At 36.2% G+C, this 13,819-nt stretch carries 10 protein-coding genes; 9 read left to right on the plus strand and 1 reads right to left on the minus strand.

Annotated features, from left to right (window positions below; genetic code table 11):
- The first annotated feature begins 251 nt into the window (after positions 1-251).
- The 5 genes from PHD84_09255 to PHD84_09275 all read left to right on the plus strand — a co-directional run bounded on the left by PHD84_09255 (position 252) and on the right by PHD84_09275 (position 7,763).
- On the plus strand, positions 252-2,111 hold the full coding sequence (locus PHD84_09255) for a nucleoside-diphosphate sugar epimerase/dehydratase (GenBank protein MDD5637982.1): 1,860 nt from the start codon (positions 252-254) through the stop codon (positions 2,109-2,111).
- Positions 2,112-2,548: 437 nt separating this feature from the next.
- Complete coding sequence (locus PHD84_09260) at positions 2,549-3,940, plus strand: mannose-1-phosphate guanylyltransferase/mannose-6-phosphate isomerase (GenBank protein ID MDD5637983.1); 1,392 nt, start codon at positions 2,549-2,551, stop codon at positions 3,938-3,940.
- Between the two features lie 387 nt (positions 3,941-4,327).
- Entirely contained in the window at positions 4,328-4,516 is a 189-nt protein-coding gene (locus tag PHD84_09265) for a hypothetical protein (protein ID MDD5637984.1), read from the plus strand.
- Between the two features lie 200 nt (positions 4,517-4,716).
- Positions 4,717-5,871, plus strand: a complete 1,155-nt coding sequence (locus tag PHD84_09270; protein MDD5637985.1) for an NAD(P)/FAD-dependent oxidoreductase — start codon at positions 4,717-4,719, stop codon at positions 5,869-5,871.
- A 158-nt stretch (positions 5,872-6,029) separates the two neighbouring features.
- Positions 6,030-7,763 (plus strand): phospho-sugar mutase, encoded by a 1,734-nt coding sequence (locus tag PHD84_09275; protein ID MDD5637986.1) that lies wholly within the window; start codon positions 6,030-6,032, stop codon positions 7,761-7,763.
- Positions 7,764-7,773: 10 nt separating this feature from the next.
- Here the strand turns inward: PHD84_09275 and PHD84_09280 are convergent, their stop codons facing one another.
- On the minus strand, positions 7,774-8,652 hold the full coding sequence (locus tag PHD84_09280) for a HesA/MoeB/ThiF family protein (protein MDD5637987.1): 879 nt from the start codon (positions 8,650-8,652) through the stop codon (positions 7,774-7,776).
- Positions 8,653-9,166: 514 nt separating this feature from the next.
- Here PHD84_09280 and ggt point away from each other — a divergent pair.
- From ggt to PHD84_09300, 4 genes are all read left to right on the plus strand, one after another.
- Positions 9,167-10,867, plus strand: coding sequence for a gamma-glutamyltransferase (gene ggt / locus PHD84_09285; GenBank protein MDD5637988.1), 1,701 nt, complete (start codon positions 9,167-9,169; stop codon positions 10,865-10,867).
- Between the two features lie 80 nt (positions 10,868-10,947).
- Positions 10,948-12,255, plus strand: coding sequence for a TRAP transporter large permease subunit (locus tag PHD84_09290; protein ID MDD5637989.1), 1,308 nt, complete (start codon positions 10,948-10,950; stop codon positions 12,253-12,255).
- 33 nt (positions 12,256-12,288) lie between these two features.
- A complete protein-coding gene (locus PHD84_09295) occupies positions 12,289-12,441 on the plus strand; it encodes a hypothetical protein (protein ID MDD5637990.1) in 153 nt (50 codons plus the stop codon).
- 105 nt (positions 12,442-12,546) lie between these two features.
- Positions 12,547-13,665, plus strand: a complete 1,119-nt coding sequence (locus tag PHD84_09300; protein MDD5637991.1) for a succinylglutamate desuccinylase — start codon at positions 12,547-12,549, stop codon at positions 13,663-13,665.
- The last annotated feature ends 154 nt before the right edge of the window (positions 13,666-13,819 follow it).

The following is a 13,819-nucleotide window of genomic DNA, read 5'->3' on the forward strand; positions in this document are numbered from 1 at the left end:
TACAGGAAGAACAGATTGATTATGTGGTTAGGAGGCTAAAGGAAGGCATTAAAATTAGCTGTAGATAGAGAATAGTTTTGTCAGGATTGTGAAATACAATAAGAGCATATCTCTTATTTGTAGTATATTTAATTGATTTAACAGCAGTTAACCAGGCAATTCCCATTTTACATAATCAATTCTGTTATATCATACTTGTATTAAATAAATTCTACTTGCAATATAGTAGTGTATAATTCTATAATCTAACTATGGATATAGATAAGATTAATAATAAATATTTGTGGATTATTTTAGATATAATCTGCATTAATGTTGCTCTACTTTTATCTTTATTAGTTCGCTTTGGTAATGAGTTTCAGCATTATTTTTTTCTTTATCGGGAAAATATCATTATAATTGTATTAATCTACTTGTTTTTTTCAACATTATTACGCTTGTATGATTGTTTTTGGCGTTATCTTAGTATAAAAGAAATCCTCCTAATTGGAATAACACAAATATTAACTATGATTTCTTCTGTGCTAATCATATTCTTTCTTAGAAGATATCAGTTTCCCAGAACTATAATATTTCTTTTTTTCTTTTTTTGCCTTACCTTCATTATTGGCAACAAATTAGCTTGGCGTTTATATCATGAAGGCAGGATTAAGTTGGGAAAAGGAAAAGACAGGATTTTATTAGTCGGAGCAGGTGATGCAGGAGATGTTATATCCCGGGAAATAATTAGAAGAAAAGATTTGGGATTTTTAGTTGGTTTTGTAGATGATGATAGAAATAAGTTAGGGAAAACTATCCATGGTAAGAGGGTTTTAGGAGCAACCATAGATATTAGTAAGATTATTAAAGAAAATAGCATCAATAGTGTCATTATTTCTATGCCTTCTGCAGATGGTAAACAAATAAAAAATATTGTTGAGCAAATACCGAAAGTAGTGAATATCAGAACATTGCCGGGATTATACGAACTGGTTGATGGGAAGGTTAGTTACAGTAAGATAAGAAAATTGCAGATTGAAGATATTTTAGGTCGGAAGCCTGTTAATTTAGATACAAATGCCATTTCTGGTTATATCAATAACAAAACTTTACTGGTCAGTGGCGCTGGTGGATCAATAGGCAGTGAAATCGCACGTCAAGTTTGTTATTTTAATCCTCAACGATTGATTCTATTAGATAAAAGCGAAAACAATCTTTATGCTGTTTTTAATGAAATAAGGAATAATTGGCCAGCTTTATTAGTGGTCCCCTTATTATTAAATATAACCAACACAGAAAAATTAAAAAAAATCTTCCCGGAGATAAAGCCTGATGTTGTCTTTCATGCTGCTTCATATAAACATGTACCTATTTTAGAATATTATCCAGAAGAAGCGGTGTGGAATAATATTATTGGCACTAAAAATCTGGTGGAATTATCACATCAAAATAATATAGAAAGTTTTATCATGATTTCCACTGATAAAGCAATTAATCCCTCCAGTGTAATGGGTGCTAGTAAACGAATTGCCGAGATGATAGTAAAAGCATATGGGAAAAAGAGTCGTACTAAGTTTGCCTCAGTACGTTTTGGTAATGTATTGGATAGTAGTGGCAGTGTAATTCCATTATTTAGAATGCAGATTTCCCAGGGAGGACCAGTTACTGTAACAGATAAGGAAGTGAAAAGATACTTTATGACTATTTCGGAAGCCAGTCAGCTGGTGATTCAGGCAGGCATATTTGCTAAAAATGGTGAAGTTTTTGTATTGGATATGGGTGAACCGATAAAAATTTATGATCTGGCAAGAGAGATGATTAAGCTAATGGGCTTTGAACCGGAAAAGAACATTAAAATTAAAGTTATAGGTTTGCGTCCTGGTGAAAAATTATTTGAAGAATTAATGTCTGTAGAGGAAAAAAGTCAAATGGCCACTCATACCGCTCACAAAAAGGTATTTGTCGCACAGGCTCAGGATGTCAATAAAGAGGAATTATTAAAAAGAATTGCCGAATTGGAACAATTCGCACTGAATGATTCTGCTGAGGATCTTATCAAAAAAATGCAGGAGATAATTCCTGATTATAATCCTAATAGGGATAAAGAACATTTAAAGGAATTTAAATGGTAAATTAATTTTCAGTTTTCAGTTGATATTTTTCAGTATAAATGTGCAAGGTAATAATGGCATATAGTTACATATAATCATATATTATTGGTATGAGAATAACTGAATGATATTGCCGAATCTAACTAAAGCTTGATTCACAATGGCAGATTAGTTGGCATAGTGCTTATTGTGTTTAGTTACACTTACAATAAATATTTTTAATTTAGATTATAAATCTCTCCATAGAGTTAATATCAAGACTTTTAGATAAATGATTTTTATACATAACTATTAAGATTTGTAAGCTTGTTATTGGTAATCTGAAGTTCACAATAAGGGGCAATAAACTTTAACGCTCAGACAATAAGAAAAAAATAAGAAGACATGTAAAAAGAAAATCAAAAACACCCACTAGGTGGGTTCAGTATTTACTTAGTATATTACAGGAAGGCGTTGAGATGAAAGTAATTATACTTGTCGACGGAGTCGGTACCAATCTGTGGCCTTTAAGTAGGGATAGGCTTCCCAAGCAGTTTATCAAGTTTCAGGGTAGAAAGCGCTCCCTGTTTCAGGAGACCTTTCTGCGTAGTCTACTTTTGGCATCCTTAGATGATATTTATGTGGTTACCAATAAGAACTATGAGTTTTTAATTATGGGGGCAGTGGAAGAGTTAGGATATAATTATCCTGAGGAAAATATATTAGTAGAGCCGGAAGACAAGAATGCCCTACCTGCTATTTATGCTGGGGTTGATGAGATTTTAAAAAGAGAGAAAAGTATCTCTGAAACTATTGTGGTATTTCCTTCTGATCATTTAATTAAAAGAAGTAAAAAATTTATAGAATTAATTAAATCTGTAGAATATTTAACCAGTGATTCGCTTATCACTTTTGGTATTAAATCCGCTGAACCAAATACCGGTCATGGATATATTGCACCTGGAGAGAGTAAGGGTAAATATGGCTATGTGGTAAAAGAGTTTAAGGAAAAACCAGATTATCAAAGGGCTGTAGAATATATTAAAAAAGGATATTTCTGGAATAGTGGGATTTTTATGTTTAATAGTGAACTATTTATAGAAGAAGCAGAAAAGTTTACTCCTGAAATTAAGAAGGCTTTTCAGGAGAGTAAAAATCTGGAGGAAGCTTTTAACAAGATCAAGGAAAAAATTTCTATTGATTATGCCATTATGGAAAAAAGCAAGAGAGTGGTAGTGATTCCGGCAGATATTGGCTGGAATGACCTGGGTAATTTTGATGCTTTCTATTATGTTTTTGACCGGGATGAGAAAGGAAATGTTGGTAGTGAGGAATATTTATTGCTGGATTCCAGAAACAATCTTATTCACTCCGAAGCTGGAAAGTTAGGGGTGATGGTTGGAGTTGATGATTTGATTATCATTGACGTGAAAGACGCTCTTCTAGTTTGTAAAAAAGGACAATCCCAGAGGGTAGAAGAAGTTATTAACCTGTTAAAGGGAAAGAAGGATATTCGCACTGAATATCATGTGCAGGATTTTCGTCCCTGGGGTAGTTATGAGGTGTTAACAGAAGAGCTTGGTGCCTTTAAAATAAAGAGGATAAAGGTAAATCCAGGGAAGAAGCTCAGTTACCAGCTGCATCATCATAGAGCTGAACATTGGATGGTGGTAAAAGGGATAGCTAAAGTAACTTTAGATGATAAGGAAAGGATTATGAATGCTGGTGAAAGTGTGGATATTAGAGTAGGACAGAAGCATAGATTGGAGAATGCAGGGGAATCTGTTTTAGAGATAATTGAGGTGCAGATGGGAGAGTACCTGGAAGAAGATGATATTGTGAGATTTGATGATGAATATGGTCGGAAGTGAAGCAGGATATTATCTCGACCATTAACTAGGATTATTTTAAAAGAAATTGATATTACCATAGATGACTATCAAAAATTACTGAGTAAATTGTAAGCAAATAACAAATGCATTTTTCTAATTCTGGTTATACTGAAAAATTCAAGTTAAAACATAATATTGGAATCCATTATTAGAGAAGAGTATATTGAAGGAACAGATAATGTATCTTGACAATGATGAGATAGATGAGATAGATGAGGAAAATTAATTTTACCTTTAATGTAGAAGACTGAAATATTAATGTAAATATGTTGGTGGATAAGATGTTTTTATTATTGGCAGTGGCTTTATTTCCTTTTTTGGTTACCTTATATTATAATTGGTACCCGGCAAAGGTGCTGGTAAGTGATGTGGGGGACCTTATACATGGGAACAGTGCTGGCAGTGAGTGTTATTGTGGGTGATTTTGAGACTGTTGGAGCGATATTGATTATTCCCTTCCTGATTGATTTCTTTATTAAGGCGGTTCATCGTTTTCCATATACCTTTGGTGTGTTTAAAGAAGGAAAAATATTTTGCCCCCAAGGATGGTCCTAAAGGATTGGCTCAATAAATTCTAAAAATATCCGGTGGTATGGGAGAACCTCATTTAATACTGGCGCTAATTGGTATAGAAGCGATATTTGAGGTAATAGCTATTTTGCTTTATTCGTAAGACAATATAACGGAGCATATAGGAAGGGGATAGCTTCTCAGTTTAAAGTTTTAGAAATGCTTATGGAAAGGACTTATCTTTAATGAAGATATTGATAGTTGGTGCCGGACCGGCAGGTTGTTATACCGCTCAATTATTAAAGAGAATGGGCTATCGCTCGGTTCTGTTAGAAGAACATATTTCGGTGGGAAAACCGGTACATTGTGCCGGTATTGTCTCCTCAGATACGCTTACCCTGGTACAGCCATTCATTTCTGATGATGCTCTTATCAGTAGAATTAATGGATTTTCTATAAATACACCATGGGAAGAAGAGTTTTCCATTAATAGAGAAGGCGTGGCAGTAATATTAAATAGGGAAAAGTTTGATTCATATTTAGGTGAAGGCTTGGAGATTAATTTGGGAGAGCGTGTTTCTACTATTAAGCAAAACAATGGTACTTATTTAGTAGAGACGGAACTGGGAAAGGAGTATGAAGCAGATATCTTAATAGGAGCGGACGGAGTTAACTCCCTGGTTCGCAGATACTTTTTACAAAATTATAGTAAAAAAGATAACAATAGCAATATTATATTAAAATACTATTTTGGTATGCAATACCAGATAAGATTGCATGATTCTATACCGATTATGGCCAAAGATTTAATTCAAGTCTTCTTTAATGAAACTGTTCAATTTTTTATCTGGATGATTTCCGAGGATTCAAAAATTTTGAGGATTGGAATATTATCGGATCAGGGTAAGGATATACTGCATGATTTTATCAGGGGAAAAGAGATTAAAGGGGAGATTATTGATACAGTGTCTGGAAAAATTCCCTTAGGATTTATTCCCACCTGCGATAATCAAATTGCACTGGTTGGTGATGCTGCCTGTCAGATTAAGCCTTTAACTGGTGGAGGCCTTTCTTATGGTTTGCAATCTGCTCATATTCTGGCAGATTGTATCAGGGAAGGTAAATTAGAGCAGTATGATAGCCGGTGGAAAAAACAGTTTGGTCAGGAAATTAAATTTGGAATTAAGGCTCGTAAGATTTACGAAAATTTAGCTGATGACCAGAGGAGAGAATTATTCACCTTATTTAGAAAGAATTCTGATTTCATTGAAAAGATGGTTGATTATGACCACCATTCCAGATTATTCCGGGAGGCTTTCCGAAAACCACAGATTTTACTGGATGCCGGAAAGTTATTTAGATTTTACCTGGAAGACTTAGTAAGTGGATTTACCAAATAAAATAATAGAGCAGATAAGAAATGAAATAAGGTGTAATAAGAATAAAGTACTAAAGCAGATTTTATAGGCAAATTAGTCATAATTATAAAGCAAAGAGTTAAGTGAAATATCATAATTGTGAAGTAAAGAGTATACTAAGTTTAGGGGGAGGGATTAATTTGGATTACCGGGAAAAATATAAACAATGGTTGAACAGTCCTTATCTTAGCGAGGAAGATAAAGAGGAATTGCGCTCTATAGCTAATAATAAAGACGAAATTATGGATCGTTTTTATAAGGATCTGGAATTTGGTACTGGAGGAATGCGAGGTAAAATTGCCATTGGTACTAATCGTATGAATATTTATACCGTAGGACAATCCACCCAGGGATTAGCTAATTATCTTATTAAGAAAGGGAAAAAGGCTCAGGAAAGAGGGGTAGTTATTGCCTATGATCCCCGACGGAAATCTCGGGAGTTTTGCAAGCAGGTAGCCCAGGTTTTAACAGCCAATGGTATCAAAACCTATATCTTTGATGATATACGCCCTACTCCCGAACTATCTTTTGCTGTAAGGATGATTAGTGCTGCTGCCGGTATCGTAGTCACTGCCAGTCATAATCCACCTGATTATAACGGTTATAAAGTGTATGGCGGGAATGGTGCCCAGATATTACCGGAGGTAGCTGATGAGATTATTGCCGAGATTGGTAAAATTAGAGACTATTCTGAAGTGAAGTTAATTTCCTTAGAAGAGGCAAAAGAAAGGAAATTATGTAATATATTGGGTGAAATATTTGACCGTGTTTACTATGGAAAGGTTAAAACATTGTCACTGAGTAAGGCGGAGGAAGCAGATAAAAACATAAGGATAGTATACACTCCCTTACATGGCACCGGGAATGTTCCTATAAGAACAATTTTAAGTGATATGGGATTTCGGAATGTTTTTGTGGATGAGGAGCAGGCTCAGCCAGATGCTGAGTTTTCTACTGTAAAATCGCCCAATCCGGAGAATCCCGAGGCATTTGAACGCGCAGTAGAATTAGGTAAAAAGGTAGGAGCAGAGATCCTGCTGGCTACTGATCCGGATTGTGACCGCATCGCTGTTGCAGTTCAGAGTAAAAGAAATTATGTGTTTTTAAACGGCAATCAGACTGGAGCCTTGCTGTTAGATTATATTCTAAAAAGACGCCAGGAAAGAGGAAAATTGCCCAGAAATGGTTTTGTGATAAAAACTATTGTTACTTCAGAAATGGGCAAAGTGATTGCCGAGCACTATAATATTCCCACTTATGATACTCTGACCGGATTTAAGTATATCTGTAATAAAGCAGAAGAACTGGAGAAAAAAGGTGGCGTTTTTTTATTCGGGTATGAAGAGAGCATTGGCTACGTTACGGGAAATTTCGTACGGGATAAAGATGCTGTAATAAGTGCCATGTTGATTACGGAGATGGCTGCATTTTATAAGAAAAAAGGCTTGACTCTACTGGATGTTTTACAGAAACTTTATGAGCAGCATGGATATTTTCTGGAGCATTTAGAATCAATCTTCCTGGAAGGATTGGAAGGAGAACAGAAGATAGAAAAGATAATGTCTGGCTTTCGGGAGATATTTCCTGAGATTTCGGGAATGAAGATATCCCGTAAAATTGATTATCAATCATCCTTTCAATATGATTATGAACAGCATAAAAAGGAGATTGTAGATATCCCTCAGTCTGATGTATTGAAGTGTTTCTTTAGTGATGGCTCCTGGTATGCCATTCGGCCTTCCGGTACTGAACCAAAAATCAAAATATATATGTCCTTTGTAGGTAGGAATCGCGCTGAGGCAGAAGAAAAGCTAACAAAGATTAAATCAGTCATTTTTAGTAAAATAGAGGATATTTTGGCTGACAGCAACTAGTTACTGGTCATTAGTATAAAATATCTACCATACTAAAATCGTTCTCTTCCAGATTAATTAAGAGCAGCTTATTTCTTAAAGGCTTTCCTCTCTTCAATAAAATCTTCAGCACCTCTGTTACCTGCAATGAAGCAATTAGAGAAGGGGTAACCGAAAGCACACTAACCTGGTTAGCAAGAGGCTTCTTATGATACCTATCTTCTGGACCATAGATGGCAGTTAGACCGCTGTCTTGGGGAAAGATGGTAGTAACCTGCCCCTGTAATCCGTTAATGGCACCATGGATAAAGGGGATTTTTAATTTTTTACAGGCTTTTTCCAGGATAAATCGGGAAGGGATATTGTCAAGGGCATCAACTACCACATCTGTACCATTGATAATACTGTTAATATTCTCAGTATCAATATACTGGGAATAGTATCGGGCATCGATACTGGAATTTATATATTTTATTCTTGCCGCAGCACTTATTGCTTTTTCTTTTCTGATATTTTTTTCAGTGCATAGTATTTGTCGATTAAGATTGCTTTCCTTAAATATGTCTTCATCGACTGTGATAATATTTCCTACACCCAATCTTGCCAGCAATTCTATGATATTTCCCCCTAATCCACCACAGCCAACTACTGCTACCTTTGAGCTAAGTAAGGTTATTTGTTCGGCAAAGTTTATAGTATTAAAGTTTCTTCGGTACCGGGCTGGTATTATTTCTTTCTGTAAAGCTGCTATTTCTATCTCTCTCGGGGTTAAGTTAAAATTTTGGGCTATCCTCTTGACCTGGGAAATCGATATTATGGGAATCCCATCTACCTTTTTCAAAGAATGTCTTTTAAGTTTTATTAATTCTTCTTTCAATTCTTCCCTGGACTTAGGGAAATTATTACTCATTTGCAACCAGCCAAATCAAAAATAGGAGACTATAGAAATATATAATAGAGCTACCTCTACCAATTGAAATGCTAATTGTAATAAATAGCAAATTTGCATTATTTATTTATTATTATAGCAACTAAGTCAATTTTTTTATTACTAACTTATTGCCAACTTATAGTATATCGATAGATACAAAAAATTATTGCTTGATAAATAATTATATGATATTCTTAATACAGATACATTATTAAATAATATTTATTATTACTAACTATCAATAACAATGATCCGGGGAACCGGGGAATTGAATTATAAAGCTTTCATAAATTGCCTGTCACAACATTCCCCTATATATGTGAAGTTATATAGACTAATATTTCTCACAAATGATAATTTAGCATAAATCATAAATAATCATAGTCAGAGTCAGATACTTCATGGTTGATAAAAATCATTAATTAATAAAATGACTGGAGGTGAAAGCAGAGATAAGTAGCTTTACTTTAGCGAAATAAAAAAGGAGGAAAAGATGAAAATAAATCGAGAAAAAATTACTTTCTATGTTAGTTTTATGTTAGTCTTTTTAATTGCTTCTTTATCTTCATTTGCCGCAGATAGACATACCCCACAAGATGCCATTGCCGCTCATGGCATGGTTGCTGCTGCTCATCCTTTGGCTGCTCAGGTCGGTGTGGATATATTACAAAAAGGGGGTAATGCTATAGACGCAGCAGTGGCCACAGCCTTTGCTCTGAATGCAGTGGAACCAAATGCTTCCGGAATAGGTGGCGGGGGTTTTATGGTTATCCGTTTTGCCCAAACAGGAGAAATTATTATTTTAGATTATAGAGAACGCGCTCCCGGTGCTTCTACCAAAGACATGTTTGATTCTGAGCAGTCTAAAGCAGAGCTATGGACTCAAGTGGGTGGTAAGGCAAGTGGTGTTCCAGGTACTTTAATGGGACTCAAAACTGCTTTAGATGAATATGGCACCATGACTTTGGAAGAGGTAATGACTCCTGCTATACACCATATGGAAAATGGATTTGAGATTACTGAGACTTTTAGTGATATGATTAAAGATAATTATGAGAAGCTGGTTAACTGGAATGATCCTTTTGCCATTGCTTATCTTAAGGATGGTATTCCTCTGGAAACAGGAGAAATACTGATACAGAAAGATCTGGCAAAGACTTATCGGGGAATCCTGGCTAATGGTATTGATTATTTCTATGGTGGTGAATTAGGTCAGAAGATAGTCGATGCTGTTCAAGCTGCGGGAGGCATTCTTGCTATTCAAGATTTAAAGGACTATAAGGTACGCAGACACGAACCGGTTAGCGGCAGTTATCGGGGATATGATATTTACTCTATGCCACCTCCCAGCTCCGGTGGTACCCATTTAATTCAAATTTTGAATATAATGGAAAATTATGATATTGCCAATATGAATTATTTGGGACCGAATCATATCTCGGTATTAGCAGAGGTAATGAAAATGGCTTTTGCGGATAGAGCTAAGTATATGGGAGACCCGGCTTTTGCTACTGATATACCTCTAAAAGGACTTACCTCTAAGGAGTATGCTAAATTCCTGGCAGATCAGATTAATGTCACTAAACCAAAATTGGAAATTCCAGCTGGAGAGCCAGGTCAATTTGAACATCAAAGCACCAGCCATATATCGGTTATAGATGCTGAAGGGAATGCGGTTGCTTTAACTCAAACTATTAACTATTTCTTTGGTTCCGGTGTGATTGTTCCTGGGGTGGGTATTATTATGAATAATGAAATGGATGACTTTTCTACTAATCCAGAATCTCCCAATGCTCCTGAACCGGGTAAAGCACCTCTATCCAGCATGTCACCGACCATTGTAGAAAAGGATGGCGAGGTCTTTATGGTTTTAGGTTCTCCTGGAGCAACCAGAATCTTTACCGCAATGGCACAGATTATCTCTAATGTCATTGATTTTGGTATGGGGATGGATGAAGCTATTGAGGCGCCTCGCATGCATGCCTATTCCTCAGCAGGGAAAGCGATGCCCATCTATGTGGAAAGTCGTATTCCTGTTTTAACTGTGGAGGCATTAAGGCTGCTGGGTAATCAAGTAGAAGCGAGAGGTTCTCACGACCTCTACTTTGGCGGTGCTCAGGGAATTATGTTGAAAAATGGTGTACTATTCGGTGGCGGCGATTCACGTCGTGATGGTATAGCTATCGGTTATTAAAATTAGGTCATGTCATGTGGACGGTTCTCCTGACCTAATACTTTCTTAAAAAAGTGAATCAAGAGAACCGTCCCCTTGATATGCTTGATACTTGTGGGGGAGGTGATACATTGTTTAGCATCGAATTGCTTTATTTTGTAGTAATGGTAGGTATATTTGCCATAAGTTGTTTTAAATTTAAGCTGCCGGTAGGCATTGCTATGGCTATATCTGCTATTTCCGGTTGTCTGGTAGCTGGATTTGGTATTCCCATTCGTCATCTGGTGGAAGGAGGATTTAATTATCTCAATACCATTCTGGTCATTGCAACTGCCATGATTTTTATGAAGGTTGTGCAATACAACGGGATGATGGATACCATAACCAGATGGTTAATCGAAAAATATTATTCCAAGCCGGCTTTATTAATTATTGGTTTATCTTTTATAGTTGTTTTCCCAGGAATGATTACCGGTTCTGCTACTGCTGCAGTTTTAACTGGCGGAGTACTTGTTTCTCCAGTATTAATTTATATGGGTTTTCCCAAGGAAATAACCGCAGCAGTGGTTGCCATGGCTGCTGTATATGGCGAAGCTGCTCCCCCTATAAATGTCAATGCCTTAATAATAGGAGGAGGAATTGATTTACCTTATATTGGTTTTACCATGCCCCTGTTATTGGTGACCATTCCTTTAATTATTTTAACCAGTCTCTTTTTGGGAAGGAAATATCTCAAGGTTTTCAATTATGAGAAGATAAAGGATAGTCTTCCCACTTCTTATCTTGCTGATTTTGGAGTACGATTATTTTTGCCTATTATTATTCTATTTGCCCTTATGTTAAGAGAGACCTTTTTGCCCGAGCTGTTTCCTACCCTGGGAATGCCTATCTATTTTTTGATTGCTGCCCTGGTAGGAATATTTTCCGGGAAAAAATTTAACTTCTTAAAAATATCTCAAGAGGCAATTCATGATGCTTTGCCAGTTTTAGGTATTCTGGTGGGAGTGGGCATGTTTATTCAGGTTATGACTCTGACCGGAGTAAGAGGTTATATTGTTATAAATTGTTTAAGTTTACCTGCTTTTTTGTTGTACCTGGGGATTGCTATTAGTATGCCGCTTTTTGGTGCGGTATCTGCTTATGGTTCAGCTTCGGTCTTAGGAGTGCCTTTTGCTCTGTCTTTACTGGAGAGTAGCCCGGTAATAACAGTATCAGCATTGTCTCAATTAGCAGCTTTGGGAGATTTGATGCCACCAACAGCATTGGCAGGAATTTTTGCCGCTCAGGTGGTGGGCGAGAAAAATTACTTTAAAGTTTTAAAGTATTGCATCTTACCAGCCATTATTACTGCTGCTTGGTGTATAGTAATTATTGTTTTTGCCAATGTTATTGCTGAAATTCTGTTGTAATTTACTGAAAAGCTGAAAAGGGAGAGGAGAAGAATGGCTATTATCACTCTTATTTACCGTTTAATTATCTTATTTTTAACTGCTTTAGTTGTTCTGGAAATGTTTAAGGAGAAAAATGTCTGGCATCAGCTTACTGGTTCCCTTGTTATCATTCCTTTTGTGTTAAGATTACTTATGATAAAATAATTTTTTCCGATATTTTTAATCATGGATATGATATAGATAGATATGGATATAGATATGGATATATGCAGGAGAGAGGAAAGAGAAAATAGGAGAGAGGATTAGCAAATGAAAAAGAATCAAAAAATTGCCATCTTTTTATTGGTTTTTGCTTCTTTTATTGTTTTATGGTCTGCTTTAGAATTTATTGATCAGTGGAAACCGGATGTAATCATAGCCGGACCCGGAGTAACCGAAACTGCTAATTTAAGTGATTATTTTCCAGAACTAAAAGGGGAATACTGTGATACTACTATTTATTTTTTGGAAGGGGATGAACCAGGGGGTACGGTTTTTATTTTAGGAGGTACCCATCCTAATGAGCCATCTTCTATGCTCTCAACCGTAATGTTAATTGAGAATGCTGTGGTAACTCAGGGCAGAATGATTATCATACCACAAGCCAATCTTAGCGGATATTCCCATAATGATCCCCAGGAAGGCTCTCCTCGTCAGATTCATTTTACAACACCAGATGGCATAAGAGCATTTAGATATGGTTCACGGGCGACCAATCCCATTCATCAGTGGCCAGATCCTGATATTTATATTAATCAATTTGGCCAATCACTTTCCGGTTCTGAAACCCGTAATTTAAATCGTGGTTATCCTGGAGACCCTGACGGTAATTATACGGAAAAAGTTTGTTATGGTATTATGGAGGTCATTCGAAAGGAAGAATGCAATTTGTCTATTGATTTACATGAAGCCTCTCCGGAATATCCGGTGATAAATGCTATTGTAGCTCATGAAAGGGCTATAGATTTAGCCAGTATTGCTGTTTTAGATTTGCAGCTGGAGGACCTGGATTACAATCTGGAAATTTCTCCGCCTTCTTTCCGTGGATTAACTCATCGAGAGTGGGGGGATTACAGCAATACTATGGCCATTCTGATGGAAACAGCAAATGCTAGCCAGGGAAGAATAAGAGGCCGAACAGATGAAACTCTGGTTTTAACCGGAAAGGATAAAATGTACATAAAGGCAGCGGAGCTGGGAAGATTATATGTTCCCTATGACGAAAGCGGACATCCTATTGAGGAAAGAGTGGGAAGACATCTAACTGCTATTAAGGTATTGGTTGATAATATAAGTCTTTTATTCCCAGATAAAGCAGTACAATATCATGGAATACCAGCTTATCAGGAGCTGCTGGAACAGGGTTACGGTGCCTACCTAATTAATTAATGAAGATGTGTGCGAAGAAGCGAAGATGGGGTCTATAATTGAAAAATAACATTCAGCTATAGCATAATCTGATTAACCAGGATAGTCAAAAAACTTTCTTTATGCCAGAATAAATACATATGGCCGAAGGAGCATTTGTGGCTCTAGGGGTTTG

It is taken from the genome of Atribacterota bacterium (assembly GCA_028717805.1).
Classification (GTDB): Bacteria; Atribacterota; Phoenicimicrobiia; order Phoenicimicrobiales; family Stramentimicrobiaceae; genus Stramentimicrobium.

Bases quoted from the DNA above. Each gene is read 5' to 3' on its own strand.
- PHD84_09255 (MDD5637982.1), top strand. From the start codon at position 252: ATGGATATAGATAAGATTAATAATAAATATTTGTGGATTATTTTAGAT.
- PHD84_09260 (MDD5637983.1), top strand. From the start codon at position 2,549: ATGAAAGTAATTATACTTGTCGACGGAGTCGGTACCAATCTGTGGCCT.
- PHD84_09265 (MDD5637984.1), top strand. From the start codon at position 4,328: ATGTGGGGGACCTTATACATGGGAACAGTGCTGGCAGTGAGTGTTATT.
- PHD84_09270 (MDD5637985.1), top strand. From the start codon at position 4,717: ATGAAGATATTGATAGTTGGTGCCGGACCGGCAGGTTGTTATACCGCT.
- PHD84_09280 (MDD5637987.1), bottom strand. From the start codon at position 8,652: ATGAGTAATAATTTCCCTAAGTCCAGGGAAGAATTGAAAGAAGAATTA.
- ggt (MDD5637988.1), top strand. From the start codon at position 9,167: ATGAAAATAAATCGAGAAAAAATTACTTTCTATGTTAGTTTTATGTTA.
- PHD84_09290 (MDD5637989.1), top strand. From the start codon at position 10,948: ATGCTTGATACTTGTGGGGGAGGTGATACATTGTTTAGCATCGAATTG.
- PHD84_09295 (MDD5637990.1), top strand. From the start codon at position 12,289: ATGGCTATTATCACTCTTATTTACCGTTTAATTATCTTATTTTTAACT.
- PHD84_09300 (MDD5637991.1), top strand. From the start codon at position 12,547: ATGAAAAAGAATCAAAAAATTGCCATCTTTTTATTGGTTTTTGCTTCT.